This window comes from Rahnella laticis, from assembly GCF_015644585.1.
GTDB lineage: Bacteria > Pseudomonadota > Gammaproteobacteria > Enterobacterales > Enterobacteriaceae > Rahnella > Rahnella laticis.
The window spans coordinates 156,458-180,559 of the sequence record NZ_JADOBI010000005.1; the positions used below are offsets into that span (position 1 = coordinate 156,458).

A 24,102-nucleotide genomic window follows, 5' to 3' on the forward strand; every position below is an offset into this window, starting at 1 on the left:
TAAACTGATTTTTTAATTAAAATTCAGGATACATTGATAGTTAAATATGGCCATAGATAATATCTGATAAAGCAGCTGCACTTTTTTCGATATGATAATTGTTATTTACATCATCAAAAGCATCAATAGCTATATTTTTCCTTAATTTCAAGTCTGATGCCATTAACTGTAGCGCTTCTAGCCAGCATAAATAATCATTATCAATAACGATGCCCGTCTGTCGATTTTTGACTGAATTTTTATATATAGTCGCATTTGAATAAATCCCAGGCACACCCGCGCAGCCATAGTTAAGATATTTAAAAGGATTTTTACATTCATTAAATCTAACTGAATCTGAGTCTTCTGAGCTACCAAGTGGTGATATGGAAAACTCATATTCTCCAGAAACTAATGCTCGCATATAACTGTCATAAGGCATTCTGTTCGTAAAATATAGGAAAGGTAAGGAGTGCATTTCAGGGAAAGGATCCCCATAAAAATCGAGAGTATAGTTTTTATTCTTTGTAAAGAAAACCTGTAACGCAGTAAACAGCATTTCTTTTGAAGATTGCATTTTGATCATATCTGCGTTTGTAAAAACAATTTTATGGGTATTATAGTTTCTTTGCAATATTTCTTCACGAGTAGAATATTTATCAACCCACATTCCATTTGGAACGAGTACAGCGTTAGGAATAAAAGACGAGACGCGATCTAGCAAAAACTCATTAGCAACCGTAACCGTATCCGCAAGCGATATAATTTCATTAATAATAGGCAAGCGTATATTTTGCAGAGATCCTGCGCTGTATTTTGGAAACGAAAAAATCCAGTCATCTATATCATAAATAACCTTGACTTTATTTTTCTTTGCCTCTCTCGTGATAGAAAGCGCCTGATTCGAACTATGCTTACTTAGCAATAATACATCAGCCCATTGAACTGCTTGCACAGAAACCGGGTCGGATTCTGAGACAGATGCATATACAAGTTTCCCTTGAAACTGTAAATATTCCAGAACCTCAGTTATCCGTGCAGATACTGACAAAGACGGAACACCCATAGCTACATGAGATTCCCTCTGCAAAGCAATGACTCGCATTATTTATCCCTTAAGAGAATCACGTAGATTATCTATTGAACCTAATGATAAACCTATGATTTTTCCGACAATTTTCTCGGCGACTAAGTCTGCATCAATGATGACCAATGTAGAATTAGAAGGAAGAATGGATGGAAATTGAGATAAAGGTATATTTAGTAACTCGTGCAAAATGCATGCAATTGGGCCCGCATGAGACACAATAACTACACTTTCGTAGGAGCGTTGTAATAATTCACGCAGCCAAGATAAAACTCTAGTATAGAGGTCCTTATGGGACTCCCCTCCAGGATAACAATTGTCAGGTTCTCTATAAAAATCAGGTTGCTCTTTAAGAAAAGAGTCAAGCGTTAAGCTGGCCACAGTACCTGCATCGGTCTCACCTAATCTTTTGTCTTCAAACCAGTCAACATCCGGAAAAATGATTTTTGCGGTTTGCTGAGCCCTCTGCCAATGACTAAAAAAGTAATAGTCAGCAGTGATATCAAGTTCTTTTACCCATTGAGACAATCGATTGACCTGTGCTACGCCTACCGTCGAAAGCGAATCTGCAGGCGTACCAGTAACTAACTTGGCTTGGTTAGCATCAGATAGCCCATGTCTAAATAAATAAAGCCTCATCGCGTTAAACTCTGAAGAATATCAACCAATGGCTCTATAGCATGAGGCAAACAAAATCGCTTCAAAGATTCATCAATGGTTTTTTGTTGAACATTACTCATCAAAACACGGTCGACCGCCTCACTCAAGCTTTCTTCACTATGAGGATCCGCGTAAAAAGCGTTATCGCCAAAATGTTCACGTGACCATTCAGAATCACTTAAAACAAGTTTACATCCAGATAATCCGGCCTCAATTGCAGAGATGCCTGCAGGTTCATACCCAACCTCAATGTAAAATAATGCTCCTTGCAAAGCAGAACGAACTATCTCAGATTTATAGGGTAAATTAGGGATGACTAAAATATCATCACCTCCAGCGTCTAGACAATTCTGGAGATAAGATTTTGAGCGGGCGGTGCCAACTAATACAATTTTAATACCCTTTTCACGGAGTACTTTCACAGCTTGTAGTTGATTTTTATTTTTCTCAATGACCCCAAACCATATGGCATATTTTTCAAGCCCATACAAGGTTTTGAAAAGATCTGGCGGAGCTTGTATCAAATATGAGTCATCGACACTAAGAGTAATATCACGACATTTTTCAATGGGTAATTTGAAGCTCTTAGAGAAATTGTTTTTTTCTGCTAAAGATTTAAAAATTATAGCATCAGCAAGCGATAAATATGAATTAATCAGGTCAGGAGCCGCTATATCACCATCTCTTACCCATAGATTAGGCCATAAAACAATCGGTATATTAGCTTCTTTAATCTTTTCTAATAACTCTAAGCCACCACCATGTACAGAAAAATGAAGCACAACATCATAATCATCCAATGAACGAGAATACGGGCCATAAATATCAACGATAAAACCTTGCTGCTTAAGAGTGTCAGCAATAGAAAAAATTTCGTATTCTCCACCACCTTTAACAAGGAAAGCATGATGATAAGTTGTAATAAGTACTCGAGGAAAATGCATATTGGCAACTTTTATTTATAAATTGAAAAAATAGCATCCCATACTTCATCACGTGTTTGCAATATAATTTCTGCAGCACGGTCTGAATATCGTTTATGAGACTGTTGTTTACTAATTAATGCTTCAATTACCGAGGTTGCATCATTTACAGAAACAATATTTTGGGTAAATGAACCAAGTAAATCATCAGCAGCTGTTCCAGAGCGAACAATAACTGGGACATCGAAATGCATTGCCTCCAGGACGGGTATGCAAAAACCTTCATGCAGACTCATCGTAAAATAGCCATCAGCAGTGATGAAGCGATGAGCCAACTCACTGTCGGTAAGTGTACCCGTAAAGGTGATTCTATCAGCGACACCTAACTCACGTGCAAGATTAAAAAGAAGTTTACTATAATCATAATTTGGCATGCTGCCAACGATGAACATGCGATATTTAATAGTATTGCTACATCCGATAAGACTAAATGCCTTTATAACATCTTCAATACGTTTATGAGGGACTATTCTTCCCACATATAGTAAATCAAAAAAGTTCGAATAAGTCTCTCCAACAATTGGTTTATCATAATTCAATAAACCAGAGTCTTTGAAAACTGGAGGGATAACACTTATCTCAATATTTGGAACATGCTTAGCTAGACGGAGTTTAGAAAAATTCGATGTAGCAATTATTTTATTAAATAAGCTGAGTTTAGGTAACTGTGAGATTGCTTCTCTGCATAATGAAGCAGTCACTGGTTCATATTTTTCCAATAAATCATATGGGGTAATATCATGATAATAACAGACCTTAGGACAGTTGAGTTCTAAGATACTATCGAGGAAAGAGTCGAGAATTGAATAACTGACAAATAAAATATCATCTATTTTAATCGTATCAAAAAGTTCGACTGCATCAATAATGGAAATTTCAGTATACTGTGAACTATATCTCTGAGCGCACAAATGTACATTGTAGCCTAGTCTTTGGCATATTTTAGCCAATCCTATACAGTGATTACCAACCGCATCGCCCTCATGAATGTCCGGCGCGTAAATAAAAATATTTCTATTATGAACCATGATATTTATTTATTTCCTTTAATCGCTCAGAATAAAACTCTGAAACAGAAGAAATTGAATATTTTTCACGAATGAATGTTTGGCCACATAATGAAATCTTATTACGCAGGTTGGTTTCCTCATATACAGTTAACATCTGTCTGCTAGCAATATCAATGTCAGGATCACACCAGTACTGCCCCTCGTAAAAAATATAATCTCCCTTTCGTAACGGAAGCAACTCACCGTCAACTAAAAAGGCTGTATCAGACCGACAAAAATCGACATTCCCTGAAAAGTTTGTAGTTACAACAGGTTGACCTAACAGCATAGCTTCGGCAATTACGCGGCCAAACCCTTCACTTCTGTGAAGAGATATATAACAATCACAAGAACTCATCATATTAATTAAACTCAGACGATCCATCAACTCAGTAATTATAATAATTCTTGGATCAGCACTGGCTATTTTAATTACCTTTTGCCAGGTTGGATCGCTTACATTAATATTCATTGCCTTAATAAGTAATCTCACATTATCATACTGCGAAGAAACTGAAAAAGCATGCTGGAATGCTAATACACCAGCCAGTGGATTTTTCCTAGTTAACCAAGAGTTTCCATCGAACATGAGATAAAACACAAAAGAATCATCTGCAATATTCAGCTCCTTACGCATACTTGCCGTAGGCTTAGGAACAGTAACAGCCATAGGCATCTTGTAAACTGGAGTATTACCATCTTTGAGAAAACAGTTTTTTACGTATTCGCTTTGTGCCCAAATTTCATCAACAAATTTTCTTACCTGTGAAAAGGCCGCAGGCCAATGCGGTAACTCCCATGGCCAAGCACCGATTTTGTATTCATTACCATTTATTAATTTCTCTCCCCCTTCGATAGCCAAGCGGATCATTTCTGTAGGTGGGAGGCAAAATAAACTAGTATTATATTTAAATGTTTCTGAAAAGCGAAGTTCTCCATCAGGAACAACGATTTTGGGAGGACCAGAAATAGGGGCATTTATATATACACCATCGAACCCCAAACTCTCAATAACCTGCCCAGCCAGGCGGGCATCTTCACCTAGCCCGAGAGATCCTTGCGGAAAACCAACGATGTTTAATCCGAAAGCTTTATCATCCACAGGCGTTTTAATTAAAATAGTATTGTTTTTACTAACCACGAGAATTGTATTTTGCAATACCTGATACTCAAGTCTACCGTAGTCATTCCACCATTTAATCAATTCGACAATATTCGTTAGATTATCGGTTTTAAAAGCTTGAATTAAGTCATCTCTGCTAGTGAATATATCAATTAGAAACCGTGGAATGTTAATACCATCGTGAACCACCGGTTTGTAGAGTCCAATTTCTGAAGGACAAATTTCATAGGTTAAGAAATCAAACTGGTAAGTCCCATTTTTTTGCCACCAATCAATTACCTTTAAAATATCAGGAACCCTATCGAGTCTTAGTTTTCTCAATTCATGTAGTAATTCCGGTAACTCAACAATAAATTTTGGAAGTACTAATCCACATGCTACTGGTATAATTTGTTTTAGAGACGATATAAGTACTCTGGAATCCCAGTTTAATTGAGGATATTCTAATTTACCATTTTTATTCCACCAAGCGAGAACGCCTAAAAGACCTGATGTTTTTTTTATATTGAACATCTCTTGCAGATCTTTTCTTTCGTGGATGATACTGTTTATAAATTTGGGAAAATAATTTATATTATCGAACGTAAAGTTTTTTCCAAGTGAACTTAGTGTAATGTCAACATCCCAACTTAATTTAGGGTAACATACCTTACCATCATTTTCCCACCAGTCTATTAGACCTATCAAACCATTTAACTTATCAATATCATAGGCTGAATAAAGATCTTTTCTTTCTGATGATAAACGATGAATGAATAATGGAATTTCTACACCATCACCTATTTGGCAAAAATTTTGAAGTTGTAGAACTAAGTCTTGACTATCCCAATTGATATAGGGATAGTCAAATTGACCGAAATCATCCCACCACTCCAGAAAACCACTAATTCCAGTTACAGTATCTAGGTCAAAACTTTCTTTTATATCCTGTCTTTCATTTACTAACATCTCAATAAAGAGTGGAAGCGTATAGAAGCTATGCTCATTTTTCAAACAAACTAGTGAGTTATTAATGTCTTCCATATTAATACTCAGTTTTACATACACCTCTTTTCCTTCATTTTCCCACCATGCTAATAAAGCATGTATACCAGACAATACTCTAAGGTTAAACGCTGATTTAAGGTCCGGCCTACACTGAAGTAAAAAAATTAAAGCGTGTGGGACGTTCAGAGGAGAATAACTTTGACGATGTGTATTTTGAAAAATTTCGAAGATATCATTTAAGCGATTATCTATCGCAGGTAATAAATTATCATCAAATTGCAAATATTGATGGAGAGCTTGTTTAAATTTTCCAATCCATTCTTTAGGAGTAATGGATTGTAAAAAATCGCTTTCAAGCGAGCTCATAACCCAGTTTATACTATAGATACCTGGGTTTTTTTGTTGCACCTTATTCCACCAAAAATAAACCGTAGTTCTGTTTATTATGTTAAGTGGATAGAAAAATCTAGCTTCCATATCAATTGAGAGTAAAAACTCTATTCCTTTAGGAACATTGAAGAATGGCATTTCTCCGGAATTACATTCACCAGATAACCATGACGTCTTCGAGTCTGGTACGCGATAATTGTTTGCCATATAGGAATCTCTCAAATGTACTGGCTTGGTGTAAATGTCATGTTTTTAGTTGCAGACCACGCATCAAAATTTTGAATATGCGAGATATATTGGTTTTTCTTCCATTCTCCACTGATAGCGAATTCTACGAATGGTGTTATTAATGCTGCGACTTCCGGGGTGAAATCGAGACATTTCACTAATTTCTCATACTCATCAAAGAAAGCTACCATACCTCTTTCAAAAGGTGTGAAAAAAGTTCTGGCCGTAGATTGACGGTCATCTTCAATAAAGGATACCCCTCCTTCACAAGGAATATGACCAATAATAGTTTCATGGGGAGCAGAAAATAACAATTCAAAAACTATTCGATTCTTATATATAGCATCAATTTTTTCATCGCTAAAATTCATGTCACTAATCATTGATCGCTTATTATCACCATGACGCTCTGTCAGACAAAAGTAATAGCCATATATATTAAATTTGAAATATGGTGCTATCGCAGCCTCAAATGCTTCTTGCGTCGATCCTTTCCATCCAACATCAACAATCCCGATATTTGCATTTTCAGGGAGATTTAATTCAGATAATAATAAATGAAGTCCTCTGCGGTTTTCACGGCATACTTTTAATATATCTTTTTTCATTGAAGATAATAGATTATATATGCTGTCATAGTTAATATTTTTTAGCGCTATATCTTCATAGAATCCCAGCGAATCGAGTACTTTTTGACTAGGTGGGACAACACCTATTCTTTCAAATAATTCATGGGCAGATAGTTCATAAGCACCTGAGACGAAGTATGGTATATATTCATTAAAATTACATGATGTGATTGATGAAAGAATAAATGAAGTACGCGACCCTTTGAAATACAAGGAAGGTAAAGTGATGTTATTTTTTGTCGATGCCATATCGGTGCATTTTTTTATCATGTAGCCATCTCGAGCCAGATACAATAAAACATCGATATTATCTTTTGATGAAGCTTTTAGTAACCATTGATTAAAACCAGTGACAGTAGGACCACCATGACTGTAGGCAAAATTTTCTCCGCTATCTACCGGAAAGTTGTGTATCCGATAATCAGTCAACCCAGATACAACGGAATCTGAAATAGAGATATTTTTACTCATACCCATTTCAGAAAATTCATAGTAATAGGCATTTAATCCTTTTTCTTCAGCTTTTTCTACGTCAGCAAGATAATTATCGCCAATGTGAAGAATATCCTCAGGTGCGACGGTGAATTCATTAATAAGCTTTTCAAATATCTCCCCGTTGTCACGTTTAGTTGAGTTTCTATCAGAAGAAATGAAAAGCGGGGTCTTGGGTAAGTTATACTTTTCCAGACATAACTCAAAATAGGTAACTGGTAAGTACATGTCAGATGTAATTACGACTATTTTGTTCAACTTCAACGCTGTTTCAAACAAAAAGATAATTTCTGGGTTAGGATAAATAACATCAAGTTCTGCTTTAAATTCATAACTTTTTATTTCATTTATTTTTGTACTATTCAAGCTTTTGAAATTATCATAAATATTATCAAGAGTTATTTCTTTCTTATCATTCGTAATCATTTCAGCAAAAGCTAACTTTTGCGCTTCCTTTCTTAGAACTTTGAAGTTATCAATTCCAAATTTCATTCCTACCAGATCAAAAACTGATTCTGGATCTTCTACCTTTCGTAAAAATAAAGTATCAAAAAAATCAAATGAGATGATTTTATAATCATTTAGTTTTAGTTCTAACTCTTTTAGATTCATATCAAACGCTCTCAAATTAAACAAGGTCGAAATTTAGACTATCACAATCCAAATTCACACTGTAGAAAGGGTCATATTGGAAGTAATCAGCGTGTTTACTATACAAGTGACGCATGTCACTCTTCAACCTTACTAATTTCGATTCATCAATAGCATCCAAACCTCTACTTACTGACTCATGATGATATAAATGGACAGCCTGACAAACTAAATTATAAAATCCATTTTTATAAAGTCTGATGCATATATCTATATCGTTATATGCAACAGGTAAACTTTCGTCGAAACCACCAACTTGTTTAAACTTGGAAGCTTCAACGGCCATACAAGCCCCAGTGACTGCCAACCAATTGTATTCGAGTTGATTGCGCAGATAATACCCCGGAGATTCAGGATCTTGGCCAAGGAATGCATGGCAAGGTCCCCGCTCTAAATTGACGACCCCAGCATGTTGAATTTTTCCATTACCTGGATAAAGTAATTTTGCACCCACAGCCCCAACATGTTTCAACTGGGAATATGCCGATAAGTCTTCTATCCAATCAGAGGTGATAACCTCTACATCATCATTGGCAAAAATATAAATATCACCACCAGAATTTTTAACACCTACGTTATTAAGTTCTGAATAATTGAATGGTATATTATGTCTTACAACTTTTACTTTCGTATTAGAGTCTAATGAATTTAAATATTTTAAGGTTTCTTCTTCAACTGAACCATTGTCAACAATAATTACTTCAATATTAACATAACTACTTTTATTGAAAATAGAGTTTATAGCACGCTCTAATACAATACAATTGTCTCTCGTCGGTATAATTATAGATACTAATGGATTATTCTGCAGAGCATACTTAACTCGATAGTAGCCTGGGTAGTTTTTTAAGGGTTCGAGGCTCCCGTCAAGGCCACGCCTTTTTATAGCATCTAATCTGACGTTTTGTGTTGCTTGTAATATATATGGTTTAGCACCAACATCTGCCGCTGTTGAGCCGGGTATAATACGCCAGTGATATAATACTTTAGGGATATGACTAATTTTAGTAGTTAGTTCAGAAATACGTAATACTAAATCCCAGTCTTGGCACCCATCATAGAAAGAACGTAAACCGCCAACGCGCTCCAGAATTGTCTTTTTTATACACATTACGTGGCACGTATACATTGTGCTCATCATGCTATCAGGTGACCAAACTGGTTTAAAATGTGGCTCAACGTATGAACCATTTGTGGTAATTTTATCTTCATCGCTATAAATAAAGTCAGGTGATTTTTTTTCAATTTCAAATGCTAATTCATAAAGACAATCTGACGTTAATTCATCATCATGATCCAAAAAAACAACATAATTACCAGTAGCTAAACGAATTGCTTCATTAGTAGCACCTGCAATACCTACATTACTTATTAGTTTTTTAACTTTAATTGAATTTGAAGTTGATTCGAGAGCATTTAGATAATTGGTCGTTTGTTCCGATGGACTTGCATCATCGACGAAGATTAATTCCCAATTTGTATACCATTGATTTCTGACTGACTGTATCAGTCTTTCTAGCAGAATCAAATCTGTATTATACGTTGGAACAATTATTGACAATAGTCCCACACTTTTCTCTAAAAGAGTCAAAAAATTTTTTACTTTATCAGTTTTGCGTGGTTCGATATAACAATAATGTCTACTTCCCTTTTCGGAAAAACAATACCCTTTTTCATCATTATAATCTATTGATTTGAAATCTGATAATCGAATCACTCTCTTTAGATCACAATTTGTATCACCTAAAATATCGACTACGATCTCACTAAAACTGAAAGATGCTTCGCAAGAAATTGGATCTAATCGTAGTGCTTGCAACGAATGAGGAAATTGCAATTCTTCACTTACGTAACCCTCAGAATCTGCATTAAGGATCAAAGAGGTTTCTTCCTTATATCCATTACCTGTATCTGAGTACAAGACACATAATATATTTTTCCCCGATTCTATATTTATTTTGAACGAAAGACGGACCACTTTACCAACGAGATTTTCCCAACCGACAATTTTACATTGTGGGTCAATATTTTCAGATACCCATTTAAAATCTGTATTTGCACTAGGTATAATATTTAAAATAGGCATGATTTCAAATTTCATGTTAGTCTCTTTTCAATTTCCGGTATATATCTACTAGTGAGTTTGTTGCGGAAGGCCAGTTATAAACTTTTTCATTATCATTTAATACTTTTTCAGAGTTTAAACACCTACTAATTTTATTCAAGATATCTTCAACTGAGTCAAAATCGCAGTAAAATGCATTCTCTGAAAAATACTCTTTAGTAGAACCTTCAGATGTAACAACAAGTTTGACATCTTGGGCTCTCGCTTCAAGCGCTGCTAGCCCTGGGGTCTCAAGTGTACTCGGAAGGCAAAATAGTTCACATGCCTGGTATGCTGAACGTAACATCTCAGAATGATGCTCTAAAGGACCAACATAATGAACTTGATGACTATTTTTCAGAGACATAACTTCATCATAATAGTCCTGATTACGAATATGCCCAATGAGTACTAATTTTTTATCCGGAAATGCTGTCATTGCTTTTACTAAATTTAATTGATTTTTTCTTGGTTCTATATTGGCCACATTCAAGATAAAGTCATCGGTAAATTCAAATTTTTTACGAAAAATGCTTGGGTCAGGTTTATCTTCAAAAAATATATCATCAACTCCGTTATAAACAGCTGAAAAAATCTCTCGCGGAAGTGAGAGTACTTCTGAAAGTGCATCACTTTCTAATTCTGAGTTCGTAACAACAACATCTGCGAGTGAAAGCTGTGATCTTATCTCATCAGAAGGATACAGATGCTTAGTCTCAGGCGTCATCCATAAACTTGAGGAAATAACTAATGGCAAACCTAGTTTTTTAATAAAATTACAAAAGTGAACTGACCCCCCCATGCAAGAAAAAAAATGGACAACATCATAATCTAAGAATTTTGGTTCCCATAGATTCATGAGGTCAACTTTAATGCCTTTTCTCTCTAGGGCATGTTTATAGGCAAGTAACTGAATCTCTCCCCCGCCAGGGGTATGAAATGCCATAGGATAGGTTGCAAATAAAATTTTCAATCACTAGCTCCTTTGTCTATTCTGTCAAGCATCAGTTCACTCCTGGCTTCCCATGTATTGTCTCCAACATAAGCTTTCGCTTCTGCAAAACTAAACCGGCCTCTCCGCAATGACAAGTGAATGCATTTTGAAAACTCGTCTACGTCATGCGCAATGAATAAGCCATTTGACACAGACTCTGTAAATTTAAGTGCAGTAGTTATAATTGGAATACCTGCTGAAATATACTCATAATATTTCATAGGAAACATATAATTTGTATATTCATTAATTAAAGTAGGTAAAATGGCAGCATTCATTTGCGATAGATATTTTGGTAAATCACTATAACTGCGATAACCTAACGCATATACATTTGGAAGTTTTTTTAGATTTTCAAAAACTTCATTTTTTTGCCCTTCCCTTTCATCTCCTAATAATATAAAACTAAGATCCTTATTTACACTTGCAACGTCATACAATAACTGGAAATCGACCTTAAAATCAGAGAGAACACCATGGTATATAATACGTGGAGTAGGTATTCTCTTGATATCTTCAGGAATTTCCATAGTTTCAAAGGCAAGACTAAAATGTTCAAAATCAACAACATTTGAAAAATATTCAGTATTATTTTGAAACTCAATACATCGGATTTTCAAGGATTCTGTTGTTGTATAGACTTTATCCGCAAGTCTCAACAACTTTTGCTCTTCGGTAAGGAAGTTAGCTTTATCGATACCTGGAACAGATGAAAGGTCATCAACACAATGATATACCAATCTGTGATAATCTAGACCCACAATTGAATCCATTATAAATGGATGATAAGTCCAAATAATTGGATCTCTAAATTTCGCAAATTTAACGTGCCTTTCTATCAATTTTTTTAATATCCATGCATTAAATTTTTTTACAGTAGGATATCGATGGGCTGCAGGTATTAATAATGGTGAAAGCACCCAAATATCATTTTCTTGCTGTTTTGCTCCAAATATAATTGTTTTAAAACCTTTTTTTATTCTATTGATAATACGAAACACATCCTTTTTGCTTGCGAAATTTGGAGAACGTAATCCAACACTTTCTATGTAAAGTACTCTATGTCCTAGACCTTTAAATGATTTAGCAGTATGTTGTTTATTAGTCCAGTAAGGTTCATGCCAATCCGCAGTTGCAAATATAATAAAATCACTCATTGACATCATCTCGACAGAAGGGATATTAAATTTAATAAATAGACATTCAAATCAATAAAAAGGAATTCTTATATTGACATTCACTAAGCAGCAATAAAAATTATCATTGTAAGTTTAGTTCGACAAATACATATTCTGAGCACTATAAAATTTTTCGCTGAATAATAACGTCGGGATTAATTCAGAATTCCTTGCTCCTCCATCATAGATTACAAACCTCCCATCTTCTTTACTAATTTGGATTTGAGATTTATCAAGAATAAAATCCATAGTGCTATTTTCTGACATAAAAATCGCAGACGGGACCTGTTGCCGCACGTAATTTATCAAGCTCCTATGCGCCTCCGAGCGCTGAAATTCTGATTCCCAACCATATTGATATCGTGAGGAGAAAGGATGGTCCAGATACCCAAAGATCATTTTGCTTGCAGAAAAGGTGTCAAACGACTTTTTATATATTTCCATTGGATCGGTATCTACCAATAAGCAATCACCATGTAACATTACTTGCTGGCTATGCCCGATAAAACCGTTTGGCATATCTGCAAGTTGACCTCCCCGAGCAATTAGGAAATCTGGATCATTGCGTATGATACCACCAATCACTCCCTGGTATCCCACGTCACATAGTGCGTTTAGAGCATAATCAGGATTCTGATGAAACGGAGATACTGCATAACGGATGGGTGCTTGAATCACACTTGTAATTTTTTGCGCAGAAGCAGCTGCCTCATGTCTAGCAACCTCATAGCTTCCTCCCCAATTTGGGGCATGAGTCAGACTGTGGGAGAGGAATGCAACACCCTGCGAAGCCATGAGTTTTATGCACTCATCATGTTTTCGATCATCAAGATTTGCCGCATTAATTGCAAGAGAGAATGGAACATTTTCCTCTTGATACATCTTCCACAGTTCATTTGCTGAAGAAATATCTTCATCGCAATCCAAACGCATCGTAACGGCAGCTTCATGGCCCCACGGAAGGTCAAGTAGCACCGGCAATACAGGAAGTTCATTATACCGCCAGGATGCTATAAAACGTTCGACAATATGCCATTCAAAAGAATCTATAGGACCAACACTCCTGTTAAACCAAAGAATACTGCCTTCTGCTTCATCATATAAAGCCGCATAGCTGCATAATTTATTACCATCAACAGCTACATCTGCAAGCAGGTATTGTTTAGGTACATTAACTAATGCACTAAGGGACCATATGCTATCATCTGTTCTGATCGCACCATAACCAAGATTGTTCCATTCTTTTGCAAAGTCAAACCGTTCAAATGCTCGGTCCCAATTTTGCTCGCCTAATAATTCATGCTGAAGATATTGTATTTTACCTAAACTTTCAGAGAAAGAATTAAGTGGGGCTTCTAAACTTCTTGACCACTCTCGCTCAAGCCCTGTAAATTCAGTGTGACCAATACCTAACCTAAAATGCAGGCTCTGCGCCATAGTCCCAAAGATAATGACTTTGGATTTTTTTGTTTTGAGGAATAGATTAATAATATTTGCTAAATATTCATCCGGGTTGATTACCACTATGATATCTATTTTCTTTAAATTGAGTGCTAGCCCTGAACCTGACATTCGAATAACTTGTGTGCATGATACCGAACGGCGCAGAGCCGCTTCAACCAATTTAGCAGCTCTTAAATCTGTTTGTTTTGATAAGACAGCAATCATTTTGTCACCACATGTCTAAATTTTGCGCGTTCTCCCACCAGAACAAAACTATCATGAGCTACAAAGTGAATATCAAAACAACCAGGGAAGAACTTCTCCAATCGCGTGTGTACAGTGGTCTGATCGGCATTGGATTCAAGAACAATTCTTAGAACTGGCATATCTGTTCGTACATCGATTTGAAATTCCTGAATGCCCCCAACTCGGTGGTCCAGCATATCCTGTATATGATGAGTAGGGTATTCTATTCCACCCAACTTAACGACATCATGAATGCGTCCTACAATATCACTAAGATATATGCCATCAACACGTTCATCGATAGTAGCCAGATCCCCAGTTGCATAACGTATAAGAGGCATTAATTTATTATGATAACCAGTGACAACAATCTCATTATTAGCATCTACTAGTCTGTTTTCAAGAAAACCTTCAGAGTCTAATACATACAAATCTGTGGAATTATTATTCAATTCATATGCTATGACACCGATTTCAGCTAACCCATATCTATTAATAACACTGCATCTTAAAGTTTTCTCGATAGCTTCGCGCATATATGGCTGTAAAAGTTCCCCACTGGATTCGAATACGCTAAAAGTTTTGTCGCTGCCATATTTATTTTCAATATAACAAGCTAGCGCATATATAGTTGATGGGTGAGCATGTGCAAGAAAAGGTTTTCTTAATTTCAATGTTTTCCATATTTCTTCAAGACCTTGCTCATCAATCCGATCAAAAAATATATTACTACGATTCATCGCAAAACATTTAAAATCTTCGCGGCTTGGCCACTCTGGTATAGTGGCATCAGGAAAGCGACAAGCAAAATGTAATTCAGAAAGATATTTTTTTTTCCCTATTGATTCGCGACAATACAATGTAACTGCGGATGAATAGTCTGCACCTTGTTGATCATAATAGATAAAGCACGATAAGCCTGTTGAACCGCCTGTTTTACAAACATGGTGACGGGTTTCTTGTAATGGGCTGGAAAGTAAACGATGCCCTTGTTCTCGAATGATATCTTTCGTCAAATAAGGAATGTCTTGAAGATAGCGGACATCATTGTAAATTTTCTCTGGATCAAATTTATTGGAACTGAATAAGTCTCTATAATATGGAACATTTCTTCCCGCAAAGCTAACTATATCTGCCAAACGTTTAGCGACACTTTTTTTTCGCTGAAGATAGGGTATCTGATAAAAACTAGACAATTCTTGTACTTTATCCCTGACATTCCTTTTTTCCATTCTTTCAGCGATGGGGTATGCAATACAAGCACTTGCCAGGCCCTTAATGATTTTGAAAGGTTGTTGACTTAAAAGTCTTTCGCTAAACTTTAAAAAAGGATGGTTAGCATCAATCATTTTCTGCCTCCACGCTTTCGATTTTCTCTACCGCTACATCAGAGAGAATAGAACCGTGCTCCATATGTATTTTTCGCGTACATACATTATTAATCAGTTTTGGATCGTGAGTAGCTACCACAAGTAATGATGCTTTATTAATTAATGACTCCAATCTTTTCTTCGCTTTATTTTTAAATGCTTCGTCGCCAACGCTTAACCACTCGTCCATGATGATAATATCAGCGTCAACACTTGTAGAAATTGCGAAAGCCAGTCGTAACATCATACCACTGGAGTAGATTCTTACTGGTAGATTTAGATATTCACCCAGTTCTGTAAACTCTGCAATTTCATCCACTTTCGATTTAATGATGGATGGTTTTAACCCATCCATGATACCTCGCAGATAAATATTTTCGAATCCTGTCGCGTCCGGGTCCAGACCTGTTGATACATCTAATAACGATGCGATTCTACCTCGACTTAAGAGTGAACCTTTTACAGGAGCATATACACCTGCTAAAACTCGAAGTAATGTTGTTTTTCCCGAACCATTATGTCCGACTAAACCAACGCGTTCGCCTTCATTGAATTCGAAATTAAGATTATCCAAAGCACGTACAAAAGGATATTTCCCTGCATCTTTTCCAATTCGACCACCAGTTGATAAATTAATCAGTGTCTTTTTAAAAGATCGATGCGAATTTTCATAGATTGGAAATTCAATTGACATATTTTTTGCAGAAATAACTGAAGACATATTCTTTAACCTTATAACCAGTAAGGAATTCTTTCTCTGTAGCGAACCAACAACAGTTGCGAAATCGCGAATCCTATAACGAGCAATATAAGACTTGACGCCCAAGATTCAATGTTGATTGGATGGCCAAGAATTGGCGCTCTTATTATCTCAATCAAATGATAAAACGGATTAAAATCAGCCGCCCATTCTCTGCCCTTGAGAAGATTTTTTTGCCACATTATCGGAGTAAAGAAAAATGCCACTTGTAATATATTTCCAACAATAGGCAATATATCACGATACCTGGCGCACAATATACTCAGTACCAAACAAATCCAAACACTGTTTAAAAATAAGATAGCTAAACCTGGGAACAATAGTAAAAATTCAACTTTAGGGAAAGTCCCAAAAAAGAACATCAATATAATCACTACAGGTAGGCTATGTAAGAGAATAATAAAATTACGACACGCTATTCTGCATACATGGACCGATAATGGCATCCTAATTTGCTTTATGATATAAGCAGATGCAATGAAACCGCTACATCCTTCATTTACACAAGTGCTAATAAATTGCCATATGATGAGACCAACGCCTAAATATGGTAAATAATCAACGATTTTTTGATTAAGTAAAGTTGAATATAAAAAACCTAAAACGCCTACCATGATCATAGTGCTAATAGTAAACCAGAATGGGCCAAGGATGGAGCGGCGATAACGTTGTTTTATATCGTGCCATCCTAACGAAAACCATATATCCGGCCTCTTCAATGCCACGTATAAATCGCTTGTACCAGTATGGTGGTGCCATTCATCCTGCGATTTTACATCTTCAGATATTCTGTTTTTACTTTCTTCTTGATATGTATTATTTTTCATAATTCACTCATAGATATTCATTTCTTAAATTTCAAAGATGTATTGCATCATCAAATAAAACACCATTTTTGTCTTTCTCAGAAAGTTGAATGCATGCATCAATAACTGGCCAATCTATATTTAATTGTGGGTCGTTCCATAGAATGGAATGTTCAAATTTCGGATTATAATAATCAGTACATTTGTATACGAATTCTGCTATCTCACTTGTTACATAGAAACCATGTGCAAATCCAGCAGGCACCCAAAATTGACGTTTATTTTCTGCTGACAAATAAACTCCAACCCACTGACCAAACGTTGGAGATTTTTTTCGAACATCTACAGCAACATCGAAAACCTCTCCTGCTGTAACTCTAACCAGCTTTCCTTGAGTATTTTGAGTCTGGTAGTGAAGTCCACGTAATATACCTTTATTCGACTTTGAATGGTTATCCTGCACAAACTGACATGGAGCAAAAGTGACCTGCTCTTCGAATTTTTTCTGTTGCCAGGTTTCCATGAAAAAGCCGCGTTCGTCGCCGAAAACTGCTGGTTCTATTATTTTTACTTCTGGAATTGTTGTATTAATAACTTTCATAATTTCACTTATAGTTAGAAATTTCTTTCAATGCTAATTTCCAATCACTCGGCTCAATATCAAATTGTTCTTTGATTTTTGTGCAATCTAACCTCGAATTTTTCGGTCTTTTTGCAGGTGTTGGATATGCTGAACTAGGGATAGATGATAATGAAGGCACTTTTTTGATTAACGTATGTTCTAAAGCTTGTGAAAAAATGGCTTCTGCAAATTCATACCAACTAACATATGGCATGCCAGTATAATGATATATCCCCCAGCGAGAGTGTTTCCCAGAGGCTATTGACTCAACCATTTTGATTAAAGTATCTGCAATATCGCCAGCATATGTTGGTCCACCATATTGGTCACCAACAACAGCTATAGAATCACGTTCTTTAACAATACGTAACATTGTTTTTACGAAATTATGGCCACATTCACCAAACACCCATGCAGTTCGTAAAATAATGTATTTATCTGTTTTTTCTGCAATGGCTTTTTCTCCTGCAAGTTTACTCTTCCCATAAATACCTTGCGGCCCGACTGACATATTCTCTGTGTAAATCGACTCATCATTACCATCAAATACATAGTCAGTTGATATGTGCAAAATTACAGCGCCAATTCTGTTAGCTGCCTCAGCCAGAAATGACGGGCCGTCACTGTTGATTGCAAATGCTAGTGCTTCTTCGCTTTCAGCCTTATCTACGGCAGTATATGCAGCCGCATTTATGATATAGTCAGGTTTGAAATTAGTCACAATTTCAATAACTGAATTGCGATCACTGATATCCAGTTTTTCTCGCCCTACAGCCAATAATTCGCATTCGTCTCGTAGCTTTTTCTCTAAAAGCGAACCCACTTGCCCTTGACTACCAGTGATCAGTATTCGCATCACAAATTACCCACTTAAAGTTTATTTCGCTAATGTTAGAAGGTACTGTCCGTATTCATTTTTAAGCATTGGCTGAGCTAACTTTATTAATTCTTCATCACTCAACCATCCATTACGCCATGATATTTCTTCCAGACAAGCGACTTTCAATCCTTGAACATTTTCGATCGTCTGAACAAAAGATGAAGCTTGATGTAAGCTTGCATGAGTTCCTGTATCCAACCATGCAAAACCTCGGCCTAGTAACTCAACTTGAAGTGAGCCTTGCTCTAAATATAGTTGGTTAACAGATGTGATTTCCAACTCACCTCTATGTGAGGGTTTAACATGTTTAGCATAATCGATTACTTGATTATCGTAAAAGTATAAACCTGTTACTGCATAGTTCGATTTAGGATTTTGAGGTTTTTCTTCTATAGAAATCGCTTGCATTCGATCATTAAATTCAACCACACCAAAACGTTCGGGATCTTTCACTTGATAACCGAAGATTGTTGCACCCACAGTTTTTTTTGCTGCATTATGTAGGGTATTACTAAAGGACTGACCGTAAAAAATATTATCACCGAGAACCAAACAACAACGGTCCTCTCCGATAAATTTTTCACCGATTATGAACGCCTGCGCTAATCCATCCGGGCTTTCCTGCACAGCATAAGTGATTGAGATTCCAAATTGACTACCATCACCCAGCATACGGCAAAAATTAGCATTATCTTCTGGAGTAGTAATGATAAGAACTTCACGAATTCCAGCTAGCATCAATGTAGACAGCGGATAATAAATCATCGGCTTGTCATAGACTGGTAACAGTTGTTTAGATACACCTAGTGTAATCGGGTATAACCGCGTACCAGAACCACCTGCAAGAATAATACCTTTCATATACTATTTAGTCTCCATTCCCAAACGCTCTCTACTATAAGAACCGTCTTGCACACGTTTCCACCAAGTTTCATTTGCCAAATACCACTCAACTGTCTTCCGCATACCTGTTTCAAAAGTTTCAACCGGCTTCCAATTCAGTTCACGCTGGATTTTAGTAGCATCAATAGCATATCGAACATCGTGTCCGGGACGGTCTTTGACAAAAGTAATTAAATCTACATATTTCCCAATTTTCTTTTGTTTTATTGGTACAAGTTCCTCAAGCAGCTGGCAGATGGTTTTTACAACATCGATGTTTGCTTTCTCATTGTGCCCACCAATGTTATAAGTCTCACCTATTTTTCCTTCTGTCAGAACTTTGTATAAAGCGCGCGCATGGTCTTCGACATATAGCCAATCGCGAATTTGCATACCATCGCCATAAACAGGAAGTGGTCTTCCTTCAATGGCATTAAGTATAGTCAATGGTATTAATTTTTCTGGAAAGTGGTATGGGCCATAATTATTTGAGCAGTTTGTCACAATTGTAGGCATACCATATGTTCTGTGCCATGCACGGATGAGATGGTCACTTGCAGCTTTTGATGCTGAATAAGGACTACTTGGCTCATAAGGTGTTTCTTCGGTAAATAAGTCGTCTGTTCCCTCAAGATCACCATAAACTTCATCTGTTGAAATATGATGGAAACGGAAAGCTTTTTTTCTTGCTGAATCGAGGTTATTCCAATATGACCTTGCTGACTCAAGCAAAGTGTAGGTCCCAATGATATTTGTCTCAATAAAGTCAGCAGGCCCATCAATTGAGCGGTCTACATGAGACTCAGCAGCCAGATGCATAATTGCGTCAGGTTGATGTTGTTCAAATATACGTTTCAACTCTATTGCATTACAAATATCCGTTTTTTCGAAATAATAGCGTTTGTCTTTTTCAAACTGATGAAGTGACTCTAAATTACCAGCATAAGTCAGCTTATCTAGATTAATTACCGAATCATGTGTATTCTCGATAATATGTCTTACAACTGCAGAACCTATGAAACCAGCCCCACCCGTAACCAAAATTCTCATAAAGCTTTACCTAAGTAAATATAGTTCGTGATTAATAGTAAGTTTTTATTCATAAATATGAAAAAAGCCATTTACAGCAACCTATTTAATAATAAATTGACATTTAATTTAGGTTGTTTAATAAAAGGAACATGCTTTATTCTTGCAATATTCCTTTATCTGTGAGATTTACTTTATTTACCCATAAAGTCCTTTAACCAACTTTCGAAACCACTACCTTGTGTCGGATGTCGCAGGCCGTATTCGACAAAAGCTTTCATATAACCTAATTTATCACCGCAATCATGGGAGCGGCCAGTCATTGTGAATGCTTCTACTGTTTTCTTCCTCATTAACATGGCAATAGCGTCGGTCAGCTGAATCTCATTACCTGCACCATAAGGGGTTATAGCTAATAATGGCCAAATATCTTCCGAGAACACATAACGACCTACTACCGCCAAATTCGAAGGAGCATCTTTACGTTCTGGCTTCTCAACAATAGCAGTCATCGGCGTACTTTTGCCAGGTTCACCTTCAATTCCGTTACAATCTACCACTCCATATTTCGATACATCCTCCTCCGGAACTTCTTCTACCATAACTTGACTGTTTCCGGTTTCTTTGAAACGAGCCAACATGGCAGCAAGATTATCCTTACCGTGATCGCTGGTTGATTCATCCATCAATACATCAGGGAGAATTACAGCAAAAGGAGCGTTACCTATAAGTGGTTTTGCACATAAAACTGCATGCCCAAGGCCTTTTGATTGTCCTTGGCGCACATTCATGATAGTTACACCTTTAGGACAAATGGACTGCACTTCTTCCAACAGCTGCCGCTTGACACGGGACTCCAACATGCTTTCGAGCTCAAAAGATGTGTCGAAATGGTTTTCAATTGCATTCTTAGATGAATGTGTTACTAGGATGATCTCTTTGATGCCTGCTGCTGCACATTCATTCACAATATATTGGATTAATGGCTTATCAACGATCGGCAACATTTCTTTAGGAATCGCCTTAGTTGCAGGTAGCATACGTGTACCTAAACCGGCTACTGGGATAACAGCTTTTAACATTGGGAAGATACTCCTGAAATTTATCGAAAGCAGTTCTTGACAGAGGTGGAGAATACTACGACACCATATGTCGACAGTATACTCATCGCATGCAGTGATCAATACGCAGTATCAGCGACAAACGAATACGTAATTGAAAGTCTCGCACCGTAAGAAGCCAATAACCATTTTCTGACCCCGCATCACATTGTAAATAATGAAAAAAACCTAAAAAATCAAACGATTACCTAATAAAAAACAAAGCTACCGCCCTTGGCTCTCAGCTACCAATGCACTCAAAACCATAAACTACAATGTTCATCGCTCTTATTTTTATGAATCCATTTGTTAGGAAAAATTTTATCCAACTATATTAGACGTATAAACAACCAATGCTTAATTTATATAGAATTTTAACCTTTTTTTTTTTTAAAATAAATTTTTATAACAAAATCTTGGTTTTTTCAGAGTAGGACTAAATCAGGGAACCACTAAGTGCATCAAATTATGCCTTACCTTTATTGCAAAAAAGCTATTGGCACAACATCAGGTTAGTGCTGTGCACATTTCATCCAGTTAACGCAAGTAAGCTCAGTTAATATGTCGCAATGCCTTGTAAGTTTACCCTCCTGCTATGGATACTGCTATTTATATGGTGGCAAATATGTCTTAGCGGCTAAATAACATGCGAGCTCTTCGTCCTTCCTCATTTTTCTGCTCGTTTTTTATCAATGACCGCTTCGCCTTCCTCTTTTAGATTTGAAATTTCGCCCTCTGACGCCCATTATTCAACGTGCGACAACCGTCGTGTAACCAAAGGTGAAACAAGCAATATGGAATGGATCGCCGATCCGTCAATCTGGGCCGGGCTGGCTACCCTGGTAATCCTTGAAATTGTCCTAGGGATAGACAACCTGATTTTCATCGCCATTTTGGCAGAAAAGCTTCCCCGCCGGCAGCGCGACAAAGCCCGCGTCACGGGTTTAATGCTGGCATTAGTGATGCGCCTGTTGTTACTGGCGTCAATTTCCTGGCTGTCGACTCTCACCCGCCCTCTCATCACTTTACTCGGGCATCCGTTCAGCGCCCGCGACATGATTATGCTGACCGGCGGCGTGTTCCTGCTGTTTAAAGCCACCATGGAACTCAATGAGCGCCTGGAAGGCAAAGATGAAGAGCAGAGCCAGCAGCAAAGCGGTGCCAGATTCTGGCCTGTCGTGGCGCAGATCGTGGTTCTCGATGCGGTATTTTCTCTCGACTCGGTGATTACCGCCGTTGGCATGGTGGATCATCTGGCCGTGATGATGGCGGCAGTCTGTATCGCCATCGGGCTGATGCTTCTGGCCAGCAAGCCGCTAACTAAGTTTGTGAACGCGCATCCCACCATCGTTATTTTATGTCTGAGTTTCCTGCTGATGATCGGCTTCAGTCTGGTCGCAGAAGGCTTTGGCTACGCGATCCCTAAAGGCTATTTGTACGCGGCTATCGGTTTCTCGGTGATCATCGAAGCACTCAATCAGCTGGCACAATTCAACCGCAAACGCTTCCTGTCATCGCGTCGTTCTTTGCGTGAACGCACGGCAGAGACGGTTCTGCGCGTTTTACGCGGCAAGCATGAAGAAGCTGAACTGGATGCCCATTCGTCCAGCATGATTGCGGACAGCACTGAAGAGGATGCCATTTTCAACCAGCAGGAACGCAACATGATTGAACGCGTTCTGGGGCTGGGGCAGCGGACAGTCAGCAGCGTGATGACCTCGCGTCATGACGTCGACAATCTCGAACTGAATGATCCGATTGATGTCCTGAGAAATCAGATTGCCGAGAATCAGCACACGCGCATTCTTGTGACGGAAGACAGCTCTACCGACGAACCGCTGGGCGTTGTTCATGTCGTTGACTTGCTTAAACAGCAGCTGCTGCAAAATGAGTTAGATCTTAAGGCGCTGATCCGCCAGCCCCTGATCTTCCCGGAGCAGCTTTCCCTGCTGATGGCGCTTGAACAGTTCCGTCAGGCGAAAACGCACTTTGCTTTTGTTGTGGATGAATTTGGTTCTGTCGAAGGCATCGTGACGCTGACTGACGTGATGGAAACCATTGCCGGGAACCTGCCGGAATCCGACGAGCTGCCGGATGCGCGCCACGACATTCAGCAGCAGGAAGACGGAAGCTGGATTGCGAATGGCTATATGCCGCTCGAAGATCTGGCAATGTACATTCCCCTGCCGCTCGATGATAAGCGCGAATACCACACGCTGGCCGGTTTGCTGATGGAATATACCCAGAGCATTCCGCAGGTCGGCGCGCAGATAAAAATTAACGATTATCTGTACGAACCGCTGGAAGTCAGCAGTCACCGGATTTTAAAAGTGAAAATCACCCCGCTCAATCCGCCGGTGTCCGACGATTACGAAGTCTGAGTTCTTCGCGGTAAGTGTGACAAAAAAAAACGGGATGCCATTAAGCATC

19 protein-coding genes are annotated in these 24,102 nt (G+C 37.6%); 1 reads left to right on the plus strand and 18 read right to left on the minus strand.

Annotated elements, in window-relative coordinates:
* Positions 1-40: 40 nt before the first annotated feature.
* The 18 genes from IV433_RS12630 to galU form a co-directional block, all read right to left on the minus strand.
* The gene (locus IV433_RS12630; RefSeq protein ID WP_195814566.1) at positions 41-1,084 is read right to left on the minus strand and encodes a glycosyltransferase; all 1,044 of its coding nucleotides are present in this window, start codon (positions 1,082-1,084) and stop codon (positions 41-43) included.
* Positions 1,085-1,087: 3 nt separating this feature from the next.
* A complete protein-coding gene (locus tag IV433_RS12635; RefSeq protein WP_195814565.1) occupies positions 1,088-1,705 on the minus strand; it encodes a histidine phosphatase family protein in 618 nt (205 codons plus the stop codon).
* The gene (locus tag IV433_RS12640) at positions 1,702-2,670 is read right to left on the minus strand and encodes a glycosyltransferase (protein ID WP_195814564.1); all 969 of its coding nucleotides are present in this window, start codon (positions 2,668-2,670) and stop codon (positions 1,702-1,704) included. The genes IV433_RS12635 and IV433_RS12640 overlap by 4 nt, the downstream gene beginning before the upstream one ends.
* A gap of 11 nt (positions 2,671-2,681) precedes the next feature.
* Positions 2,682-3,737 (minus strand): glycosyltransferase, encoded by a 1,056-nt coding sequence (locus tag IV433_RS12645; protein ID WP_195814563.1) that lies wholly within the window; start codon positions 3,735-3,737, stop codon positions 2,682-2,684.
* On the minus strand, positions 3,727-6,396 hold the full coding sequence (locus tag IV433_RS12650; RefSeq protein ID WP_195814562.1) for a glycosyltransferase: 2,670 nt from the start codon (positions 6,394-6,396) through the stop codon (positions 3,727-3,729). The genes IV433_RS12645 and IV433_RS12650 overlap by 11 nt, the downstream gene beginning before the upstream one ends.
* Before the next feature lie 80 nt (positions 6,397-6,476).
* Positions 6,477-8,219 (minus strand): hypothetical protein, encoded by a 1,743-nt coding sequence (locus IV433_RS12655; RefSeq protein ID WP_195814561.1) that lies wholly within the window; start codon positions 8,217-8,219, stop codon positions 6,477-6,479.
* Between the two features lie 16 nt (positions 8,220-8,235).
* Positions 8,236-10,359 (minus strand): glycosyltransferase family 2 protein, encoded by a 2,124-nt coding sequence (locus IV433_RS12660; RefSeq protein WP_195814560.1) that lies wholly within the window; start codon positions 10,357-10,359, stop codon positions 8,236-8,238.
* Between the two features lies 1 nt (position 10,360).
* Positions 10,361-11,335 (minus strand): glycosyltransferase, encoded by a 975-nt coding sequence (locus IV433_RS12665; protein WP_195814559.1) that lies wholly within the window; start codon positions 11,333-11,335, stop codon positions 10,361-10,363.
* Entirely contained in the window at positions 11,332-12,513 is a 1,182-nt protein-coding gene (locus IV433_RS12670; RefSeq protein WP_195814558.1) for a glycosyltransferase, read from the minus strand. The genes IV433_RS12665 and IV433_RS12670 overlap by 4 nt, the downstream gene beginning before the upstream one ends.
* A 114-nt stretch (positions 12,514-12,627) precedes the next feature.
* Positions 12,628-14,202, minus strand: a complete 1,575-nt coding sequence (locus IV433_RS12675; protein ID WP_195814557.1) for a polysaccharide deacetylase family protein — start codon at positions 14,200-14,202, stop codon at positions 12,628-12,630.
* The gene (locus IV433_RS12680) at positions 14,199-15,572 is read right to left on the minus strand and encodes a phenylacetate--CoA ligase family protein (protein ID WP_229893365.1); all 1,374 of its coding nucleotides are present in this window, start codon (positions 15,570-15,572) and stop codon (positions 14,199-14,201) included. The genes IV433_RS12675 and IV433_RS12680 overlap by 4 nt, the downstream gene beginning before the upstream one ends.
* A complete protein-coding gene (locus IV433_RS12685; protein ID WP_195814556.1) occupies positions 15,565-16,314 on the minus strand; it encodes an ABC transporter ATP-binding protein in 750 nt (249 codons plus the stop codon). Before IV433_RS12685 ends, IV433_RS12680 begins: the two co-directional genes overlap by 8 nt.
* Positions 16,315-16,325: 11 nt before the next feature.
* Positions 16,326-17,180, minus strand: a complete 855-nt coding sequence (locus tag IV433_RS12690) for an ABC transporter permease (protein WP_195814555.1) — start codon at positions 17,178-17,180, stop codon at positions 16,326-16,328.
* A gap of 31 nt (positions 17,181-17,211) precedes the next feature.
* A complete protein-coding gene (rfbC, locus tag IV433_RS12695) occupies positions 17,212-17,760 on the minus strand; it encodes a dTDP-4-dehydrorhamnose 3,5-epimerase (RefSeq protein ID WP_195814554.1) in 549 nt (182 codons plus the stop codon).
* A 4-nt stretch (positions 17,761-17,764) separates the two neighbouring features.
* Positions 17,765-18,637: a dTDP-4-dehydrorhamnose reductase gene (gene rfbD, locus IV433_RS12700; protein WP_195814553.1), complete on the minus strand. Its 873-nt coding sequence runs from the start codon at positions 18,635-18,637 to the stop codon at positions 17,765-17,767.
* Positions 18,638-18,658: 21 nt separating this feature from the next.
* Positions 18,659-19,522, minus strand: coding sequence for a glucose-1-phosphate thymidylyltransferase RfbA (rfbA, locus tag IV433_RS12705; RefSeq protein ID WP_195814552.1), 864 nt, complete (start codon positions 19,520-19,522; stop codon positions 18,659-18,661).
* A 3-nt stretch (positions 19,523-19,525) separates the two neighbouring features.
* Complete coding sequence (gene rfbB, locus IV433_RS12710; RefSeq protein WP_195814551.1) at positions 19,526-20,593, minus strand: dTDP-glucose 4,6-dehydratase; 1,068 nt, start codon at positions 20,591-20,593, stop codon at positions 19,526-19,528.
* Between the two features lie 173 nt (positions 20,594-20,766).
* Positions 20,767-21,654: a UTP--glucose-1-phosphate uridylyltransferase GalU gene (gene galU, locus IV433_RS12715; protein ID WP_195814550.1), complete on the minus strand. Its 888-nt coding sequence runs from the start codon at positions 21,652-21,654 to the stop codon at positions 20,767-20,769.
* Between the two features lie 812 nt (positions 21,655-22,466).
* Between galU and IV433_RS12720 the strand changes: the two genes are divergently transcribed.
* Positions 22,467-24,053 carry a TerC family protein gene (locus IV433_RS12720; protein ID WP_195814549.1) on the plus strand — a complete coding sequence of 529 codons (1,587 nt, stop codon included), beginning with the start codon at positions 22,467-22,469 and terminating at the stop codon, positions 24,051-24,053.
* The last annotated feature ends 49 nt before the right edge of the window (positions 24,054-24,102 follow it).